This is a genomic window from Delftia sp. WSY_7 (genome assembly GCF_043104845.1).
Classification (GTDB): Bacteria; Pseudomonadota; Gammaproteobacteria; order Burkholderiales; family Burkholderiaceae_C; genus Comamonas; species Comamonas tsuruhatensis.
Window position 1 is genome coordinate 19,481 of sequence record NZ_JBICLB010000017.1, and the last position, 19,043, is coordinate 38,523.

Consider the following 19,043-nt stretch of genomic DNA (forward strand, 5'->3'; position numbering starts at 1 on the left):
GGTCAAGGCGGATAAAACTGGCGCGGCCAAAAGGCCAGGGGCACCGAGCAAGAGCCGCCTCGCGGCGAAGGTGCCGTCCCCCTCCCTTGCGAAGCAAGTAGAGAGGCGCCGTGCCACGGGGGGAAGGCGCGCAGCGCCTCAGGGGGTGCCTACTAGCTTACTGTCCATATTTACGCTTGGCATCCGCCACGCAGGCATCCTTGGCGTCACCGCTCATGGTGTCGCAACGGGCCTTGGCAGCCTTGTAGTCGGCTTCGCGGGTTTCCTCGGCAGCGTCCTTGCGGGTCTCGGCCACGTTGGCGGCCTTGGCAGCAGAGTTGGCGGCAGGTTCGGCCTGGGCCTTGTTCACCTTGGCGGCTTCGACGGCACGCACATGGGCAGCCTTGGCATCCTTCACGCAGACATCCTTGGCGTCGCCCTTGAGGTCATCGCACTTTTCCTTGGCGATGTCGTAGTCCGCATCAGCCTTGGCCTTGAGTGCCTTTTCGCTGTTCTTGGGCGAAGGATTGCGGCGCGATTCCAGTTCAGCCTTGGCGACGTTTTCCTGGCCCTTGGCCTGCTTCTCGCAGACGTCCTTGGCGTTGTCCTTGAGCGGCTTGCACTGTTCCTTGGCAGCCTTGTAATCGGCCTCGATCTGGTTCTTGGCGGCCGTGTGCTCGGCATTGGTCATGGCCATGGCGCCGGAGGCCATCAGGCCCAGGGCGACGGCGGACAGCATGTGGCGAAAGCGTTGCGGTGTTTGCATGATGGAACTCCTTGTATTTGTACTGAGGTGGCCCTTGGTGCCTGCGGCGGCGGGCCATTGGTGCGTGCCCTCAGGCACGCTGGCTGTCGGGGAGCGGGTGGTGGCGCCGGCCAGGGCATCCGTGCCACCCGCGGGGTCCACCCTCGTCAGTCTTCGAAGCGGAAGTCGGGGTTGCGCTTTTGCCAGTCGGTCAGCTGCTTTTCGGCAGCGTCGCGGGCCAGGCCCTGGCGCTCCTGCAGCTTGCCCAGGAATTGCTCGCGCTTGCCGGCGATCACGTCCAGATCGTCATCGGTGAGCTTGCCCCATTGCTCACGGATCTTGCCGGTGAATTGCTTCCAGTTGCCCTTGATGCGGTCTTCATTCATGGCTTGTTCCTTTCAGTGATGTTGAAGTCGTGCCGTGCAATCAGGCCTTGTTTTTTCAAAGCCGCGATCTGCATCAGCGACGGTTCCACTGTAAAAAACCTGCGCGCCGCGCGCCGTAGTCTGGACCTAGTGTTGACGGTCGTCCCAGGGGCAGCCGAGACGGTGGGATCGGGACTACAGCCCCTGACGGACGCGCGGGAAGCGCTGGGTCAGGCGCGGCCCGCCCCTGCCCTGAGTACCCAGCCTTTTCCCCGTATGTCCGCACCTGCGCCGTGGCGGTTGCGGGGTTGCAAGCCTGCCGAAGGACAGGCTTGCTTCGTGATCTGGCCTTTCTTGGCGAATCAAGAAAAGGGCAGTCGGCTGCCGGGCCGAGACCCGGCCTCGAAAAGCAACCATCCGGCAGGGGCAGAAAAAGTCCACTTGCTTGCAGAGCCAGTTGCCGAAAACAAAAAACGGCCAGCGGATGCAATGCACCCACCAGCCGTTCTCAAGAGAATGGATGGGCTGGAAATCCAGCAGCAGCTCAGTGCCCCTGCTGCCCCAGCCACGCATCGATCTGCGCAATGGCCGCATCCGTGGCCTTGGCCAGGGCCTGGGCGCCGCCCGCCGCATCGCCCGAAGCTGCAGGACTGCGCACCTCGAACACCTTCTGTCCGAGCAGGCGGTCCACAGCACCGCTTTGCTCGACCAGGGTGGCGCGCAGGCGCACCACGCCGGCACTGGAGCCGGGCGCGTCAAAGACCTGGCTGAACTCTTCGATGTCCACGCGCAGCAGCGTGGGCACGGCGCCTTGCAGGCGCGGCTGGGCCACGCTTTCGCTGCTGGCCAGCACGGGGCGCTGCAGGCCCAGCTGGCTACGCAGGCGCTGCTGCAGCAGCAGTGCAGGAGGCTGGCTCCAGCGCGCCAGCTGGTAGGGGCGCAGTTCCTGGCCGTTGGCATAGGCCAGGCGGTAGAACATGGCCGTGCTGCCGTCGGACAGGGCGGGGGCCTCCACATCGGCCAGCGCCAGCGGCGTGCGTGCCTGCGGGGCTGCGGATGTGGCGGACTGCGCGGGCGTGGACAGCGGCGCCAGACCGAAGTCATAGCGCGCGGGCTGGGCGGGGGGCTGCGGCAGGGCCGAGCAGCCGGCCAGCAGGATCAGGGCGGCGGCCAGTCCAGCGCTGGCCACGGCGGTCTTGCGAGATGGGGACATGCGGGTTCCTCGGTCAGGGCTGGGTGGCTGCAGACGGGGCGACGAAGCCGGGCTCGCCCGGCCCCGGACGGGCCTGGCCCGGCCCGTAGATCACGGCCTGCGGGTTGTCGCTGAAGCGGCTGGCGGCCGTGCCCATCTGGCGCGCGGCGCGCGAGACATCATCGGCCGCTCGGTTGGCGTGCGGCACCGTGCTGCGGCCCAGCGAATCGGCCATGCGGGTCAGTGCGCGCGTGCTCTGGGCGATCTGCTCCAGCGGCCCGTCCTGCGCGTTCACGCGGCGCACGGTCTGCTGCAGCTCGGACGCCACGGCGGCGGCTCCGTTGCTGGCCTTCTCCAGCGACTGCAGGGTGTTGTGGGCGTCGGCGGCGAGCTGCGGCACCTGGGTGGACAGCGTGCGGTCCAGGTTCTGCGTGAGCTGCTGCACGCCTGCGGCAGCGGCCGCAATGTTCTCCAGCGCCTGGCTCACGCGCTTTTGGTTGTCGGTGTCCAGCATGTCGCTGAGGCGGCGCGAGATTTCATCGGCGCGCTCCAGCAGCACCTGCCCCTGGTCGGCCAGCATGCTCAACGGCGAAGAGCGCAGCGGCAGGCGCGGCAGGCCGCTGGGGCCCGGGGGCAGTTGGGGCTGGGGCTGGTCCGCATCATCGAGCTGCACATGGGCCAGGCCCGTGACGCCCTGGTAGCCCAGCACGGCGAACGTGGTGGGCGTGATGGGCGTGTTCACACCGATGGCGATGCGGATCAGCACGTTGCCATTGGTCTGCGGATCGAACCCGATCCGCGTGACCTTGCCCACCGCCACGCCCTTGTAGCGCACGGCGGCCTGGGCCTGCAGGCCGCTGATGCCATCCTTGGTGGACAGCTCGTACTCGTTGTACTGCCGCGTATCGCGCGTCAGCCAGATCGCCAGCCCCGCCAGCAGGGCCGCCACGACCAGCACGAAAATGCCGGCCGCCATGGCATGTGATTTGTTTTCCATATCAATGGTCCATAACGTTAGCCCAGCAAACAAGGCATGGGGCCGCGGCCCCCAGACAATTCACAACTCAGGGCGAGGCCTTCAAAACCGGCGTGCCCGAAGGCGAGGGACACCGGGCAAGGGCCGCCCCGCCGCGAGGGTGTCGTCCCCCCCCGCAAAGCGAGAGGGGGGAAGGCGCGAAGCGACTCAGGGGGGCTTCTCATACCGTGCTCATCGCGCGCCTGCCGCGCTCGCCCTGGAAGAAATGCTCGATGAACGGATGCTTGAACTCGGCCACCTCGCGCGGCGGGCCGCTGACCAGCACCTTCTTCTCGGCCAGCACGGCCACGCGCGAGGACAGTGCGAACAGCGTGTCCAGGTCGTGCGTGACCATGATGACGGTCAGGCCCAGCTCGGCACGCAGCTCGCGCAGCAGTTCGCAGAATTCGTCGGAGCTGGTGGGGTCCAGGCCGGCCGTGGGCTCGTCGAGCAGCAGCAGGGGCGGGTCCATGATCAGCGCCCGCGCCAGCGCCACGCGCTTGATCATGCCGCCCGAGAGATCGGCCGGCATGCGCGAGGCATGCTCGGGTTTGAGGCCCACCATCTGCAGCTTGACCAGGGCCGCGTCGCGCACCAGATCGTCGGGCAGCGTGCCCTGCTCGCGCAGCGCGAAGGCCACGTTGTCCAGCACGCTGAAGGCCGAGTACAGCGCCCCGTGCTGGAACAGCATGCCCACGCGGCTGGCAGCGCCCTCGCGGCCCATTTCGCTGGCCGGGCGGCCCAGCACTTCGACGCGGCCCTTGGTGGGCTCCAGCAGCCCCAGCATCTGGCGCAGCAGCACGGTCTTGCCCGTGCCCGAGCCGCCGACGATGGACAGCATCTCGCCGCGCTGCACATCCAGGTCCAGGTCCTGGTGCACGGCAAAGGCGTTCTCGCCTTCGCCGAACACGCTCCACAGCCCGGCGATGCGCACGATGGGCTCGTCGGCTGCGGGCGTGGAGGAGGTTTCGGTGTCCATGGCCATCAGATTCCGACATCTTTGAAAAGGATTGCGAAGATCGCATCCACCACGATGACCATGGTGATGGCCGACACCACCGAGGCCGTCGTGCCCTTGCCCAGGCTCTGCGTATTGGGCTCCACGCGCAGGCCCCAGTGGCAGCCGATCAAGGCGATGAGGGCGCCGAAGACCACGGACTTGCCCATGGCGATCCAGAGGTTGCCGATCTTCACGGCGGCAGGCAGCGCCTCGGCAAAGTAGGCACCCGTGACGCCCATGGTCAGGTCGGCTGCCAGCATGCCGCCGGCCAGCGCAGCCAGCGTGGTCCACAGCGAGACCAGGGGCATGGCAATGGCCAGCGCCAGCGCACGCGGCAGCACCAGGCGAAAGCCGTGCGGTATGCCCATGACCTGCATGGCGTCCAGCTCTTCGGTGACGCGCATCACGCCGATCTGGGCGGTGATGGCCGAGCCCGTGCGGCCCGCCACCAAGATGGCTGCCAGCAGCGGGCCCAGCTCGCGGATCAGCGAGATGCCCAGGATGTTGACGATGAAGGATTCCGCCCCGAACTGGCGCAGCTGCAGCGCCATCAGGTAGGCCAGCACCACGCCGATCAGAAAGCCCACCAGGGCCGTGATGGGCAGGGCCGTGGCGCCCATGGAGTAGAGGTGGCCGGAAATGTCGCGCCAGGGCCCGCGGTGCGGGGCACGCGCAAAGCGCACCAGGTCGATCAGCAACTGGCCGATGAGCCGCGTCAGCTGTGCGAAATGGCCACAGGCGTTGATGACCAGGCAGCCCAGGCTGTCGATGTGCTCCAGCAGGCTCAGGCGCGGGGCCGGCGGTGCAGGCTCCTTGGAAAAACGGGCCACGCGGTCGAGCATGGCGCGCTGCGCGTCGCTGGCCGCAAGACGCGCGGGCAGGCGACGGCCCCAGTGGTTCCACAGCAGTTGCGCGCCCACGTGGTCCAGCCAGTCCAGCCCTTGCAGGTTCCAGCCCAGGTCATCGCCCTTGGCGTCGGCCAGCTGTGCACGCAGCCTGCGCCATTGCGCCCGCCGGCCCAGCTCGGCCGCGCCCCAGGAGCCGGTCAGCAACGCCCATTGGCCGTCGTTGTCACGGCGCAGGCTGCATTGGGGGGGATTGTTGAGGGCAGACAAGTGCAGGAAGTCCTTGGGGGTTGCGAAGGCGAGGCCGAGGCGCGTGGGCAGGCACGGTGGCACGCCCGCCAAGACCGCAGGATAACCGAGCGGCGCGGCCCGCAGATTGCCCCGCAACGCCGTGTGCGCGACGGCTTTGCCCTACGCGTGCAATTTTTATCAAAAAACCAGCGGGACCGCCATCGCTGCTGCATGCGCTGCTGCGAAAAAAGGAGTCCAGCGCGCTTTCCCTCTCGACAGTGCGCATGCCGTCCGCACAATGGGCCGAAGCACCAACCCCGGCTCCCAAGGACGTTCCGGCCCGCAGCGGACGCCCGCCCATCTCCATGAGCAATACCACCTTCGACTACATCGTCATCGGCGCCGGCACGGCAGGCGCCCTCCTGGCCAACAGGCTCTCGCGCGACGGCCGCAGCCGCGTGCTGCTGATCGAGGCGGGCGCCAAGGACGACTACCACTGGATCCACATCCCCGTGGGCTACCTGTACTGCATCGGCAATCCGCGCACCGACTGGCTCTACCAGACCGAACCCGACGAAGGGCTCAACGGCCGCAGCCTGCGCTATCCGCGCGGCAAGACGCTGGGCGGCTGCTCCAGCATCAACGGCATGATCTACATGCGCGGCCAGGCCCGCGACTACGACGGCTGGGCCGAGCTGACCGGCGACGACGCCTGGCGCTGGGACCAGGTGCTGCCGGCCTTTCGCCAGCATGAAAGCCATTGGCGGCTGGACGCCGGGGGCAACGCCGATGCGCGCTTTCGCGCCCTGCACGGCGGCACGGGCACAGGCGGCAGCGGCGAATGGCGCGTGGAGCGGCAGCGCCTGCGCTGGGACATCCTGGATGCCTTTGCCGAAGCCGCCCAGCAGGCCGGCATTCCGGCCACCGAGGACTTCAACGGCGGCAGCAACGAGGGGGTGGGCTACTTCGAGGTCAACCAAAAGGGCGGCCTGCGCTGGAACACCGCCAAGGCCTTCCTGCGGCCCACCTGCTATGGCCGCCCCAACTTCGAGCTGTGGACCCATGCCCAGGTCAGCCGGCTGCTGTTCGAGCCGCTGCCCGCCGGCGGCCTGCGCTGCAGCGGCGCACAGGTCTGGACCGGCTCGGAAATGGTCGATGTGCAGGCCAGCCAGGAGGTCCTGCTGTGCGCGGGCGCCGTGAACTCCCCGCAGATCCTGCAGCTGTCGGGCATAGGCCCGGGGGCGCTGCTGCAAGGCCACGGCATCGCCGTGCGCCACGACCTGCCCGGCGTGGGCGAGAACCTGCAGGACCATCTGCAGATCCGCTCGGTCTACAAGATCAAGGGCGCGCGCACGCTCAACACGATGGCCAATTCGCTGTGGGGCAAGGCCGGCATCGGCCTGGAGTACCTGCTGCGCCGCAGCGGCCCCATGAGCATGGCGCCCTCGCAGCTGGGCGCCTTCACGCGCAGCAGCCCGCAGCAGGCGCACCCCAATATCCAGTACCACGTGCAGCCGCTGTCGCTGGACGCCTTCGGCGAGCCGCTGCACGGTTTTCCGGCCTTCACGGCAAGTGTCTGCAACCTCAACCCCACCAGCCGGGGCACGGTACGCATCCGCAGCGGGGACTTCCGCCAGGCGCCTGCCATTGCGCCGCACTACCTGTCCACGCCCGAGGACCGGCAGGTGGCCGCCGACAGCCTGCGCGTGACGCGGCGCATCGTCAGCCAGAGCGCGCTGGCGCGCTTTGCCCCCGAGGAATGGAAGCCCGGCGTGCAATACCAGAGCGACGAGGACCTGGCCCGCCTGGCCGGCGACATTGCAACCACCATCTTCCACCCGGTGGGGACCACGCGAATGGGCCGCGCCGACGACCCCATGGCCGTGCTCGACAGCCGCCTGCGCGTGCGCGGCGTACAGGGCCTGCGCGTGATCGATGCAGGCGCCATGCCGCGCATCACCAGTGGCAACACCAACAGCCCGACGCTGATGATGGCGGAGAAGGCCGCCGGCTGGATTCTTGCGGACAGGCAGGGCCGGGGCCAGGAGCCGGCACGGCAGAGCACGGAACCGGCCGTTGCGCTGGCCGCCTAGGACTGCTCCTGCAGCAGCGGCGGAATCGCCGCCAACAGCGCATCGATGGTCACGCGCAGCCGGTAGGGCAGAAAGCGCGTGCGCGGCCACAGCACATGCAGGGGAATGCGCGCGGCCGGCACGTCGGGCAGCAGGCGCACCAGCGCCCCGCTGTCCAGCGCGCTGCGCACCCGCCACAGCGGCATGTGGGCCAGGCCCGCGCCCTGCAGCGTGGCCGTGGCGATGGTTTCTATGTCGTCAAAGCCCAGCGCCGGCTCCAGCACGGGCGCGGCCAGCGATCCATCCTCACCGGCCAGCCTCCAGGGGGCGGCGCGGCCGCTGCGCATATAGGCAATACAGCGATGCCCGGCCAGGTCGGCCACGCTGCGCGGCGCGCCATGGGCCTGCAGATAGGCGGGTGATGCGCACAGCACCATGGTTTGCATGCCAAGGCGCCGCGCAACCAGCCAGTCGCTGTCAGACAGTTCCCCGCTGCGTATGGCCAGGTCGATGCCGTCATCGGCGAAGTCCAGCTGGCGGTCGGTGAAGCTGGCCTCGATGCGCAGGCGCGGATGCAGCTGCGCCAGCTCCAGCAGCAAGGGAGCCACGTGGTGGCGGCCGAAGACCACGGGTGCGCTGATGCGCAGCCGGCCCACCACTTCCCGCCGCCCGGCTTCCAGCATGTGCCGGGCGGCGTCCAGGTCCTCCAGCGCCTGCGCGCAGCGCTCGTAGAACATCTGGCCGTCCTCGGTCAGCCCCAGGCTGCGCGTGGTGCGCACGAACAGCCGCGCGCCCAGGCGCTCTTCCAGCCGCGCCACGGCCTTGCCAACAGCCGAGCGCGTAAGGCCCAGGCGCTCGGCCGCCTGGGCGAAGCTGCCGGCCTCGGCCGAGGCGACGAATGCGCTGACGCCTGCCAGCCTGTCATTTGCAATTGGTTCCATAAATTCTACAAACCATAGCCTCAATTGAATCAATGCAATTATGGAGGAATCAATAGACTGAAGTCCTGTTTGATATCTGCCTCGAAAGGACCGCCTTCCATGACCGTACCTGCGTCTTCCCCATTCATGCAGCAATGGCAACTGCCCGCCCTGGGCCATGAAAACCTGCAGCTGGTGCAAGTTCCCATTCCCGAGCCCGGGCAGGGCCAGGTACTGGTGCGCGTGCATGCGGCATCGCTGAACTACCGCGATCTGCTGATCCTGCGCGACGGCATGGGCATGGGGCCGGCCCTGCCCCTGGTGCCCGGCTCGGACATGGCTGGCGAGGTGGTCGCCATCGGCCCGGGCGTCGCGGAGTTCGCGGTTGGCGACGCCGTGATCAGCACCTTCTTCTGCGGCTGGCAGGACGGCGTGCAGCCGCGCACCAGCCTGCCGCTGGGCTCGCCCGGGCCGGGCATGCTGTCGGAATACGTGGTGCTGGGCGAAGACAACCTGGTCGCCGCGCCCCGTCAGCTGGACTTTGCGCAGGCCAGCACCCTGACGTGCGCGGGCGCAACGGCCTGGTTCGCGCTGGCCGAGTCCGCGCCCACGCGGCCCGGGGACACCGTGGTCATCATGGGCACGGGCGGCGTGGCGCTGTTCGCCATGCAGATCGCCCATGCCCAGGGTGCGCGCGTGGTGGTGGTTTCGGGCAGCGACGACAAGCTGGCGCGGGCTGCGCAGCTGGGTGCAGACCACGGCATCCACCGCCACCGCACGCCGGACTGGGCCGCCGAGGTGCGCGCCCTCACGGGAGGACGCGGCGCCGACCATGTGCTGGAACTGGCCGGGGGGGATAACTTCGGCCGCTCGCTATCGGCCCTGGCACAGGGAGGCCGCATGTCGGTGATCGGCAATCTGCAGGGCGACGAGCTGCGCGGCTCGGTCTATCCGCTGCTGCTGGGGCGCGCCACCGTTCAGGGCATCGGCGTGGCACACCGGCGTGCGCTGCAGGATCTGGTGCGTGCCGTGGACTGGCTGAAGCTGCAACCTGTGATCGACAGCGAATACGCGCTGGCCGATCTGCCGGCAGCCCTGGAGCATCTGGAGCGGGGTGCTTTCGGCAAGCTGGTGCTGCGCATGCGCTGAACGTCCGGCAACCGGCAATCGTCGTCCCAGCCCCTTGCTGGTGCAATCCCGCACTTTCGCGGCAACTGCGGGAAATCCCCGATGCACCACCCAGGTGCGGCCATTAAAGTCCATCCACTCTCGCGGTACCACGGTGCTGCACAAGAGGGGCCGAGGAGACAACTCGTACACAACCAGATCAACATTCATAAATAGCATCCCAAGATGCATTTCCCAGAGCGCCGGCAAGTCCGGCGCTTTTTTTATGCCTGCGGCCAGCCTGATGCGGCACCGTGGCGGTGCGACAATCGCCGCCCTATGGAATGGATCATCGTCTCGCTGGCCTCGATGCTGGCTGGCTTCGTGGACGCCATCGTGGGCGGCGGAGGCCTCATCCTGCTGCCCGCGCTGTTCGCCACCTTCCCCACCGCACCACCGGCCACCCTGCTGGGCACCAACAAGAGCGCCTCCGTCTGGGGCACGGCCATGTCCACCTGGCAGTACGGCCGCAAGGTGCAATTGCCCTGGCGCGCGATGATGCCGGCCGCCTGCGTGGGCATGGCGGGCTCCTTTGCGGGGGCCTGGGCCGTCACGCAGATCTCCCCCGACTTCCTGCGCCAGCTGCTGCCGCTGGTGCTGCTGGGCGTGCTGGTCTATACGCTGGCGCGCAAGGACATGGGCCGCAACCACACGCCGCGCTATTCGGGCCGCGCCGAGACGCTGATCGCCTGCGCCATCGGCTTGGCCATCGGCTTCTACGACGGGTTCTTCGGCCCCGGCACGGGCAGCTTCTTCGTGTTCCTGTTCGTGCGGCTGATGGGCTATGACTTCCTGAACGCCTCGGCCTCGGCCAAGCTGCTGAACATGGCCACCAACCTGGCGGCGCTGGCGCTGTTCACGCTCAAGGGCCATATCTGGTGGCACCTGGCCGTCCCCATGGCGGTGGCCAACGTGCTGGGCGCCATGCTGGGCACACACATGGCCCTGCGCCATGGAACGGGCTTCGTGCGGGGCATCTTCATCGGCGTGGTGAGCCTGCTGATCCTCAAGACCGGCTACGACGCCTTCATCGCCTGAGCACGCAGGCCAGCGGCATCCGCAACACCTGCCATCGGCATCGGCGACGGCAACCTTCTATAATTGCCGACTTTTCGCCTTGAGCTGCGGCGGCAGGTGCATGTCGCACCCCTGCCAGCGGCTGCACCCGACCCGCCGCGCAGCCACGCAATCGGCCCCGCCGTCCATGGCCATGCACCGATCCGTGCGTTGGCGCTTTCCCCCTCTTGCGGCGCCGGGGTCAGGTCCTGAGCGACAGCCCTCCTGGAGCTTCCATGAAACGCATTACCGTCATCGCCGCCGCCGCGCTGGCCCTGTGGACCGCCGCAGGCGTTCAGGCCCGCCCCTTCGACGCCATCCAGAAGGAAGGCACGTTGCGCCTGGCCACCGAAGGCTATTACGCGCCCTTTGCCCATTTCGAGGGCAAGCAGCTGACCGGGTTCGAAGTCGAGCTGGCACAGATGCTGGCCGGCAAGATGGGCGTGAAGTACGAGTGGAAGACCATCAGCTTCGACGCCCTGCTGACCGGCCTGCAGCAGGACCGCTGGGATCTGGTGATTTCCTCGCACGGCATCACGCCCGAGCGCGAGAAGGCCGTGACCTTCACCGAGCCCCACTACTGCTCGGGCGGCATCGTGATGTCGCTGGACCCGGCCATCCGTTCGGCCAAGGACCTAGCGGGCAAGACGGTGTCGGTGCAGACCGGCTCCACCTATCTGCAGTACATGGAGAAGAACGTGACCGGCATCAAGCGCCTGGTCAACTTCCCCACGAACGAGGCCGCGCGCAATGCGCTGCTGTCCAAGCGGGTGGACGCCTGGGTGACCGAGCGCTTCATTGCCAAGGAACTGCAGCAGAAGAACCCCAATGCCCAGCTCAAGCAGGGCGAGATGCTGCTGGTCGAGCGCATCGCCGCCGCCGTGGCCAAGGACAACAAGTCGCTGGCCGACGCCTGGAACAAGGCCTTCAAGGACGCCCTGGCCGACGGCAGCTACGCCAAGCTGTCGCAGAAATATTTCCACGAAGACATCCGCTGCCCTGACTGAGGCCCCGGGCAGATCTGCCCGACCGGCGCCCACTTGCAGGGCGCCTTTTTGTTTCTAGCCCACCTATGCTTACCGTCCTCTGGCCCGCCCACTGGAGCCGCTCGCAGCGCAGCAACGCCACCCTGGTCACGGCCCTGCTGCTGATGGTGCTCGTGGTTTCGCTGCTGGGGCAGTTGCTGTCCCTGCTGCCCGAGCCCATAGGCTCCAATGCCGACACCTTCGCCGATGGCGCGCGCACCACGCTGTACCTGACGCTGGCCAGCGGCGCCGCCGGCCTGGTGCTGGGCATCGCCGCCGCGCTGGCGCGCACCTCACGCACGGCCGCCCTGCGCTGGGCTGCAGGCTTTTACGTCTGGGCGATCCGCGGCACGCCGCTGCTGGTGCAGATCCTGTTCATCTACTTCGCGCTGCCGGTGCTGATCCCGGGCCTGAACCTGCCTGACTTCGCCGCCGCCTGCATTGCGCTGGCGCTGAACGTGGGCGCCTACAACGCCGAAGCCGTGCGTGCCGGCCTGCAGGCCGTGCCGCGCGGCCAGGCCGAGGCCGCACGCGCGCTGGGCCTGCCGCGCAGCCGCGTCTTCATGGACGTGGTGTTCCCGCAGGCCTTCAAGATCTCGCTGCCGCCGCTGGTGAGCAACTTCGTGGCCCTGCTCAAGGATTCGTCGCTGGCGTACGCCATCGGCGTGGTGGAGCTGACCAATGTGGGCAACCGCATCCAGTCGGCCACCTTCCAGCCCGTGGAGACCCTTGTCACCGTGGGCGTGACCTACCTGGTGCTGACCACGCTGGTGACCCAGGTCACGGCTGCCGTGGAGTACCGCTTCGACGTGGAGGGCCGCCACAAATGAGCGCCGACAAGCTGGCACGGGGCATGCCCTACATCGTGGCCGACAAGGTCACCAAGTCCTTTGGAAGCCACCAGGTACTCAAGGGCGTTTCCACGCAGTTCTGCACGGGCGAGGTGACGGTGATCATCGGCGCCTCGGGCTCGGGCAAGTCCACGCTGCTGCGCGCCATCAACCGACTGGAGCCGCACGACGGCGGGCGCATCACCATCGACGGCGTCGAAGTCACCGACAACGAAGCCACGCTGCAAAAGCAGCGCTGCGAAGTGGGCATGGTGTTCCAGCAGTTCAACCTGTTCGGCCACATGACGGTGCTGGACAACGTGACCCTGGCGCCGCGCCGCATCCACAAAACGCCGCGCGCCCAGGCCAATGCCAAGGCCATGGCCCTGCTGGAGCGCGTGGGCATGCAGGCCCACGCCCACAAGTACCCGTGGCAGCTGTCGGGCGGCCAGCAGCAGCGCGTGGCCATTGCCCGCGCCCTGGCCATGGAGCCGCAGGTGATGCTGTTCGACGAGCCCACCAGCGCGCTGGACCCGGAGATGGTCCAGGAGGTGCTGGACGTGATGCGCGAGCTGGCACGCGGCGGCATGACCATGATCGTGGTCACCCACGAAATGGGCTTCGCCCGCGAGGTCGCCGACCGCGTGATGTTCTTCGACCAGGGCTGCATCGCCCACGAGGCGCCACCGGCCGAATTCTTCGGCAACCCGGCCAGCGAGCGGATCGCGGCGTTCATCGGTCGCATGGGGCATTGAGGCCGAAGCCCTGATTCGTCGCCTTGCGTGCCCTCATGCGCAGGGGGCATGCCGTTGTCGCCTTGCCTGTCCATGACTACCATTCGTCATTGACCTGAAAGGAGCCTGGCCATGACTACCATGACGATCCACGATCTTGATGAAGACCTGCAGGCCCGGCTGCGTCTGCAGGCGGACCTGCACGGCCACTCCATGGAAGAAGAGGCCCGCAACATCTTGCGCGCGGCACTCGCAGCCAATGCGGCGGAGGGGCATTCACTGTTCGACTCCATCCGGGCCCGGGTCGAGCCCCTGGGCGGCGTTGAACTGGTGCTTGCGCAGCGCGAGCCCATTCGCAATCCGCTGGGTGCCAGCCGGTGATCATTCTCGACACCAACGTCCTGTCCGAGGCTCTGCGCCCCGATCCCGACAGGCGCGCCATGGAATGGCTGGCCAGCCAGCCCCGCTCCAGTTTGCTCACCACAGCCATCACGCGCGGCGAATTGCTGTACGGCGTCCTGCTGTTGCCGCAGGGACAGCGCAAGCATGGGTTGCTGGCTGCAGTGCAGGCCATCTTGGACATCGATATGGCAGGCCGCGTCCTGGAGTTCGACAACGGTGCCGCTGACGCTTATGCGCAGATCGCTGCGGCCCGAAGGCAGTCCGGCAGACCCATCAGCCAGTTCGACGCCATGATTGCGGCCATCGCCCGCTCAAGGGGAGCCAGCCTTGCCACCCGCAATGTGCGGGACTTTGCGGACTGCGGGGTCACGGTCATCGATCCCTGGCAGCACTGAATCTGCCGCGCAGGGCTCAGACCCGCTTGCAGCGGCACACAAGCGTGCCTCAATCCTCCAGCTCGGCAGCCGAAGGCGGCGACAGCACCGCCGGGCGGCCTGCGGGCACGGGGACCGGCGCCTCGGGCGGCTCATAGCGCGGCAGGCCAGGCAGGTTCACGGTTTCCGCATCCAGCGTGATTTCGGAGACGCGGCGCGGGGTGCCTATGGGCACGCCGGCCTGGCCCTTGCGCATGGCGGCCATGTCCTCCACGCTGGGGTAGCGGCCCAGCAGCCAGTAGTCGAACACGCGGCGTGCCAGCGGTGCGGCGGCAGCGGCACCGAAGCCGGCGTTCTCCACGATGGCAGCGACGGCAATGGTGGGGTTGTCGGCCGGCGCGTAGGCGATGTACAGCGAGTGGTCGCGCTGGAACTCGGACAGGCGTGCCGCGTTGTACTTCTCGTTCTGGCGCACGCCCACGGCCTGGGCCGTGCCGGTCTTGCCGGTGGAGGTGTAGGGCGCGTTGCCGAAGATGCCGCGCGAGGTGCCCTCCACCGTCACGGCGGCCACGGCGGCGCGCACGGCCTCCACGTTCTCGGGCTTGTAGCCCATGCTGGTGCCTGGGTCCTTGTTGATGGCCGAGAACTGCTGCGTGACGGCATCGACACGGCCCACGGCCAGGTGGGGGCGGTGCTTGACGCCCTTGGCCGCCAGCGTGGACATGGCATTGGCCAGCTGCAGGATGGTGAAGTTGTTGTAGCCCTGGCCGATGCCCAGCGAGATGGTCTCGCCCGCGTACCACTTCTTCTGCTCGGGCCGCTTGTAGGTGTTGCGCTTCCACTCGGTGCTGGGCAGCACGCCGCGCGCCTCGCCGCGCACATCGATGCCGGTGAGCTGGCCGAAGCCCAGCGGCTTCATGTAGTCGTGGATCATGTCCACGCCCATGTCGTTGGCCAGCATGTAGTAGTACACGTTGGACGACTTGATGATGGAGCGGCGCAGGTTGGTCGGCCCGTTGGGGTGGCCCGAGCGGAAGGTGTGGCCGCCGAAGGTCCAGCTGCCGTTGTCCATGATGGTGGTGTCCGGGCGGCGCTTGCCCGACTCCAGCGCGGCAATCGCCATGAAGGGCTTGTAGGTGGAGCCCGGCGGATAGGTGCCCCGCAGCGCGCGGTTGAGCAGCGGGCGGTTGATGGATTCGTTGAGCGTGGTCCAGCTCTCCTGGTCGATGCCATCGACGAAGAGGTTCAGGTCGAAGGTGGGACGGCTGACCATGGCCAGCACTTCGCCGCTGCGCGGATCGATGGCCACCAGGGCGCCGCGGCGGTCGCCGTACAGCTCCTCCACCATGCGCTGCAGCTTGATGTCCAGCGACAGCACCAGGCTGTCGCCGGGCGTGGCGGGGCGGCTGCCGAGCTTGCGCACGGCATGTCCGCCGGCCGAGGTTTCCATTTCCTCCCAGCCGGTCTGGCCGTGGAGGTCGGTTTCGTAGCTCTGCTCCACGCCCAGCTTGCCGATGACGTCGGTGCCACGGTAGTTGGCGGCGTCGTCGGAGTCTTCCAGCGCCTCTTTCTCGCGCTGGTTGATGCGGCCTATGTAGCCGATGACATGGCTGGCCGTGTCCTGCATGGGATAGGTGCGGAACAGCCGCGCCTTGATGTCCACGCCCGGGAAGCGGTAGCGCTGCGCGGCGAAGCGCGCGACCTCGTCATCGGTCAGGCGCGTGCGGATGGGCAGGGAGTCGAAGCTGCGGGAGTCGTCCACCAGGCGCTTGAACTTGCGCCGGTCGCGCGGCGTGATCTCGACGATCTCGGCCAGGCTGTCGATGGTCTCTTCAAGGTTGCCCGCGCGCGAGGGCATGATCTCCAGCGTGTAGGCCGAGTAGTTGGTGGCCAGCACCACGCCGTTGCGGTCCAGGATCTGGCCCCGGTTGGGCACGATGGGCACCACGGCCGTGCGGTTGCTTTCGGCGCGCTCGGCCAGCTCCTCATGGCGCTGCACCTGCAGCACCAGCAAGCGCGCCACCACCAGCCCGAAGGCCAGCAGCACCACCACGCTCATCACCCATGCGCGCAACCTGAATCGCTGCAGCTCGGCTTCTGTATTGCGGATTTCCATCACGCGTCAAGCCTCACAGGGGACGGTTCTCGTCACTGTCCGGCGGGCGGCGCTGAGGCGCCAGCAGCAGGCCGCTGACCAGGGGCCACAGCAGGGCCTCGATCAAAGGCGCGACGACCACCAGCGGGCCGGGCATGATGCCACCGGCCACCATGCGCAGCAGCACCTGCAGGCCGTGCACCACGGCAAACAGCGGCAGCAGGTGCAGCGCCTGCACGGGCGTGGAGAACCACGACAGGCGCCGGCCCATGGCGCCGGCCGCGAACACCAGCAGCGCATAGGCCAGCGCATGCTGGCCCAGCAGGGAGGAGCGGTCCACATCCATGCACAGGCCCAGCAAAAAGGCCACGCCCATTCCCACGCGCTGGGGCTGGTTCAGCGCCCAGAAGGCCAGCAGCACCATCAGCAGGTCGGGCTGCCAGGCCTGGCGGCCCAGCGGCAGCATGTTGAGTGCCAGCGCCGCCAGCAGGCTGACGACGATGAACAGGGGATTGACCGGCAGCAGCAGCTGCTGGCCGCGCGGCATGATCATGCGGGCTCCTTCCTGGCGGAGGCGGGTGCGGCGGGAGCAGCGGGAGCGGCAGGTGCTGCAGGCGTGGCCGGTGCATCTGTCTTGCCGGCCTTGCCGTCCTTGGAGGCTTCCTTGCCCTTGCCGTCCTTGGCCTTGTCTTTTTCCTTGGCCTTGTCTTTTTCCTTGCCCTTGTCTTTTTCCTTGCCCTTGCCGGCGCGCAGGGGTTCGGCGGCGCCTTCGGCCTCGGGGTGGGTGGCGCGGTCCAGCGGCTTGAGCACCACGACGTGGCGCACGCCCTGCACGCGGCCCACGGGCTCGCAGTAGATGCGCGAGAAGGCCGAGTCGGCGCGGCGCTCCACCGAGACCACCTTGGCCACGGGCAGGCCCGGCGGGTACAGGCCATCGACGCCGCTGGTGGTCAGCAGGTCGCCTTCCTGGACATCGGCATTGCTGGGCATGAAGCGCAGCTCGATGCCGCCGGTGCGCAGCGGCGACGGATCGCCATAGGCCACGCTGCGCGCGCCGGTGCGCGGATTGAAGACGGGAATGGCCTGGTCGCGGTCGATGAGCAGGGTGACCTCGGCACGCAGCGGATACACGCGCGTGACCTGGCCGACCACGCCCTTTTCATCGAGCACGGGCGAGCCCTGGTCGATGCCATCCACCTGGCCGCGGTCGATGACCACGCGGCGCGTATAGAGGTCGGGGCTGTCGTAGACCACCTCGGCAGCGGTGCCGGGCGTGGTGAGGCGATCGCGCAGCTGCAGCAGCTCGCGCAGGTGGTCGTTTTCCTGGATCAGCTCGTCGGCCAGCGATGCACGCTGGGCCATGGCCACCAGTTCCTTGCGCGCGGCCTGTTCGCGGGCCTGGGCATCGTCCAGCGAGCCCAGGTAGCGGCTGGCGTCGTGCACGGCCTGCACCGGTTTGAGCATCACCCATTGCACGGGGTACAGCACGGTGGCCACGGCCACGCGCACGGGATCGGTGATCCTGAAACGCGCATCGGCCACCATCAGAAACAGCGCCAGGGCGCTGTACAGGGCCAGTTGCGAGACCCGCGAGGGCCGCCGCTTGAACAGCGAGGGCGCCGAGTGGTCCAGGGTATTGGGATTCATGCCGCCCTCCCGCGTGGCAGGGCCTGCCCTGCCGCACTTGCTGCAGCCTGGAAAGCACGGGCCGGGCCCGGTGCGAAGGAAGGCAGGGCAAGCATGCAGGTCACCACGGAAGGGAGAAGAAAAACGTTGCAGTCGGTCGGCTGCCGCCCGGGCCCGCGACAACGGGCCCCGGCCTGCGCCGCGTCAGTCGCTGGTGAAGATGCTGCCCTGGCGGTCCATGGTCTCCAGCGCCATGCCGCAGCCGCGCACCACACAGGTCAGCGGTTCCTCGGCCACGAGCACGGGCAGACCCGTCTCTTCGGCCAGCAGGCGGTCCAGGTCGCGCAGCAGCGCGCCGCCGCCGGTCAGCATCATGCCGCGCTCGGCAATGTCGGCGCCCAGCTCGGGCGGGGTCTGCTCCAGCGCGTTCTTGACGGCGCTGACGATCTGGTTGAGCGGGTCGGTCAGGGCTTCGAGCACCTCGTTGGACGAGATGGTGAAGCTGCGCGGCACGCCTTCGGAGAGGTTGCGGCCCTTGACTTCCATCTCCTTGACTTCGGAGCCGGGGAAGGCCGAGCCGATGTTCTTCTTGATGGATTCGGCCGTGGGCTCGCCGATCAGCATGCCGTAGTTGCGGCGGATGTAGCTGATGATGGCTTCGTCGAACTTGTCGCCGCCCACGCGCACGGAGCCCTTGTAGACCATGCCGCCCAGCGAGATCACGCCGACTTCGGTGGTACCGCCACCGATGTCCACCACCATGGAGCCCGAGGCCTCGGACACCGGCAGGCCGGCACCGATGCCGGCGGCCATGGGTTCCTCGATCAGGTAGACGGAGGTGGCGCCTGCCGCCTCGGCCGCGTCCTTGATGGCGCGGCGCTCGACCTGGGTGGAGCCGCAGGGCACGCAGATGATGATGCGCGGGCTGGGCGTGAGCACCGAGCGCGGATGCACCATCTTGATGAACTGCTTGATCATCTGCTCGGTGATGACGAAGTCGGCAATCACGCCATCCTTCATCGGGCGGATGGCCTCGATGTTGCCGGGCACCTTGCCCAGCATGGCCTTGGCTTCACGGCCCACCGCCTGGATCACCTTCTTGCCATGCGGGCCGCCTTCGTGGCGGATGGCGACAACGGAGGGTTCGTCCAGAACAATGCCCTTGTCGCGGGCGAAAATCAGGGTGTTGGCTGTGCCAAGATCAATGGCAAGGTCGGTGGAGAAATACCGACGGAAAGCTCCGAACATTACGAGAGTCCTCTCAGGCACGGCATGCTCGTCGGCCTGCCATCGCCGGGATGAAAGTTAGGGAGTCTGGATGGGGTTGGCTTTTCGCACAATGACCAGCTCGGAGAGGGTCTTGCGGCAAA

Annotated in this window: 19 protein-coding genes; 8 read left to right on the forward strand and 11 right to left on the reverse strand. The window is 67.8% G+C overall.

Going from position 1 to position 19,043, the window contains the following annotated elements:
- Positions 1-157: 157 nt before the first annotated feature.
- The 6 genes from ACF8ME_RS08380 to ACF8ME_RS08405 form a co-directional block, all read right to left on the reverse strand.
- Positions 158-745 (reverse strand): hypothetical protein, encoded by a 588-nt coding sequence (locus tag ACF8ME_RS08380; protein ID WP_016448533.1) that lies wholly within the window; start codon positions 743-745, stop codon positions 158-160.
- Positions 746-891: 146 nt separating this feature from the next.
- The gene (locus tag ACF8ME_RS08385; RefSeq protein WP_012202308.1) at positions 892-1,110 is read right to left on the reverse strand and encodes a CsbD family protein; all 219 of its coding nucleotides are present in this window, start codon (positions 1,108-1,110) and stop codon (positions 892-894) included.
- A gap of 523 nt (positions 1,111-1,633) precedes the next feature.
- Positions 1,634-2,302: an ABC-type transport auxiliary lipoprotein family protein gene (locus ACF8ME_RS08390; RefSeq protein WP_016453581.1), complete on the reverse strand. Its 669-nt coding sequence runs from the start codon at positions 2,300-2,302 to the stop codon at positions 1,634-1,636.
- Positions 2,303-2,315: 13 nt separating this feature from the next.
- Positions 2,316-3,278: an MlaD family protein gene (locus tag ACF8ME_RS08395; RefSeq protein ID WP_016448535.1), complete on the reverse strand. Its 963-nt coding sequence runs from the start codon at positions 3,276-3,278 to the stop codon at positions 2,316-2,318.
- Between the two features lie 199 nt (positions 3,279-3,477).
- Positions 3,478-4,281 (reverse strand): ABC transporter ATP-binding protein, encoded by an 804-nt coding sequence (locus tag ACF8ME_RS08400; RefSeq protein WP_012202305.1) that lies wholly within the window; start codon positions 4,279-4,281, stop codon positions 3,478-3,480.
- Positions 4,281-5,411 carry an ABC transporter permease gene (locus ACF8ME_RS08405; RefSeq protein ID WP_016448537.1) on the reverse strand — a complete coding sequence of 377 codons (1,131 nt, stop codon included), beginning with the start codon at positions 5,409-5,411 and terminating at the stop codon, positions 4,281-4,283. Before ACF8ME_RS08405 ends, ACF8ME_RS08400 begins: the two co-directional genes overlap by 1 nt.
- A gap of 326 nt (positions 5,412-5,737) precedes the next feature.
- Here ACF8ME_RS08405 and ACF8ME_RS08410 point away from each other — a divergent pair, with 326 nt between their 5' ends.
- Entirely contained in the window at positions 5,738-7,465 is a 1,728-nt protein-coding gene (locus ACF8ME_RS08410) for a GMC family oxidoreductase (protein WP_016448538.1), read from the forward strand.
- Here ACF8ME_RS08410 and ACF8ME_RS08415 read toward each other — a convergent pair.
- Positions 7,462-8,385 (reverse strand): LysR family transcriptional regulator, encoded by a 924-nt coding sequence (locus tag ACF8ME_RS08415; RefSeq protein WP_279493990.1) that lies wholly within the window; start codon positions 8,383-8,385, stop codon positions 7,462-7,464. The two genes, ACF8ME_RS08410 and ACF8ME_RS08415, sit on opposite strands and share 4 nt — an antisense overlap.
- 99 nt (positions 8,386-8,484) lie before the next feature.
- Between ACF8ME_RS08415 and ACF8ME_RS08420 the strand changes: the two genes are divergently transcribed.
- The 7 genes from ACF8ME_RS08420 (at position 8,485) to ACF8ME_RS08450 (ending at position 13,973) form a co-directional block, all read left to right on the forward strand.
- Positions 8,485-9,513 carry an NAD(P)-dependent alcohol dehydrogenase gene (locus tag ACF8ME_RS08420; RefSeq protein ID WP_392416038.1) on the forward strand — a complete coding sequence of 343 codons (1,029 nt, stop codon included), beginning with the start codon at positions 8,485-8,487 and terminating at the stop codon, positions 9,511-9,513.
- Positions 9,514-9,810: 297 nt separating this feature from the next.
- A complete protein-coding gene (locus ACF8ME_RS08425; protein ID WP_016448541.1) occupies positions 9,811-10,569 on the forward strand; it encodes a TSUP family transporter in 759 nt (252 codons plus the stop codon).
- Positions 10,570-10,823: 254 nt separating this feature from the next.
- Positions 10,824-11,594, forward strand: coding sequence for an ABC transporter substrate-binding protein (locus tag ACF8ME_RS08430; protein WP_392416040.1), 771 nt, complete (start codon positions 10,824-10,826; stop codon positions 11,592-11,594).
- Between the two features lie 65 nt (positions 11,595-11,659).
- Positions 11,660-12,442: an amino acid ABC transporter permease gene (locus ACF8ME_RS08435; protein WP_016448543.1), complete on the forward strand. Its 783-nt coding sequence runs from the start codon at positions 11,660-11,662 to the stop codon at positions 12,440-12,442.
- Positions 12,439-13,197, forward strand: coding sequence for an amino acid ABC transporter ATP-binding protein (locus ACF8ME_RS08440; protein WP_016448544.1), 759 nt, complete (start codon positions 12,439-12,441; stop codon positions 13,195-13,197). Before ACF8ME_RS08435 ends, ACF8ME_RS08440 begins: the two co-directional genes overlap by 4 nt.
- 111 nt (positions 13,198-13,308) lie before the next feature.
- Positions 13,309-13,557, forward strand: coding sequence for a hypothetical protein (locus ACF8ME_RS08445; RefSeq protein WP_016453586.1), 249 nt, complete (start codon positions 13,309-13,311; stop codon positions 13,555-13,557).
- Positions 13,554-13,973: a type II toxin-antitoxin system VapC family toxin gene (locus ACF8ME_RS08450; RefSeq protein ID WP_016453587.1), complete on the forward strand. Its 420-nt coding sequence runs from the start codon at positions 13,554-13,556 to the stop codon at positions 13,971-13,973. The genes ACF8ME_RS08445 and ACF8ME_RS08450 overlap by 4 nt, the downstream gene beginning before the upstream one ends.
- A 49-nt stretch (positions 13,974-14,022) precedes the next feature.
- Here the strand turns inward: ACF8ME_RS08450 and mrdA are convergent, their stop codons facing one another.
- The 4 genes from mrdA to ACF8ME_RS08470 all read right to left on the reverse strand — a co-directional run bounded on the left by mrdA (position 14,023) and on the right by ACF8ME_RS08470 (position 18,921).
- Positions 14,023-16,068: a penicillin-binding protein 2 gene (gene mrdA, locus ACF8ME_RS08455; RefSeq protein WP_392416042.1), complete on the reverse strand. Its 2,046-nt coding sequence runs from the start codon at positions 16,066-16,068 to the stop codon at positions 14,023-14,025.
- Between the two features lie 13 nt (positions 16,069-16,081).
- Positions 16,082-16,600: a rod shape-determining protein MreD gene (mreD, locus tag ACF8ME_RS08460; protein WP_016448548.1), complete on the reverse strand. Its 519-nt coding sequence runs from the start codon at positions 16,598-16,600 to the stop codon at positions 16,082-16,084.
- Positions 16,597-17,694, reverse strand: coding sequence for a rod shape-determining protein MreC (mreC, locus tag ACF8ME_RS08465; protein WP_392416044.1), 1,098 nt, complete (start codon positions 17,692-17,694; stop codon positions 16,597-16,599). The genes mreD and mreC overlap by 4 nt, the downstream gene beginning before the upstream one ends.
- Positions 17,695-17,877: 183 nt before the next feature.
- Positions 17,878-18,921, reverse strand: coding sequence for a rod shape-determining protein (locus tag ACF8ME_RS08470; protein ID WP_012202293.1), 1,044 nt, complete (start codon positions 18,919-18,921; stop codon positions 17,878-17,880).
- Between the last annotated feature and the right edge of the window lie 122 nt (positions 18,922-19,043).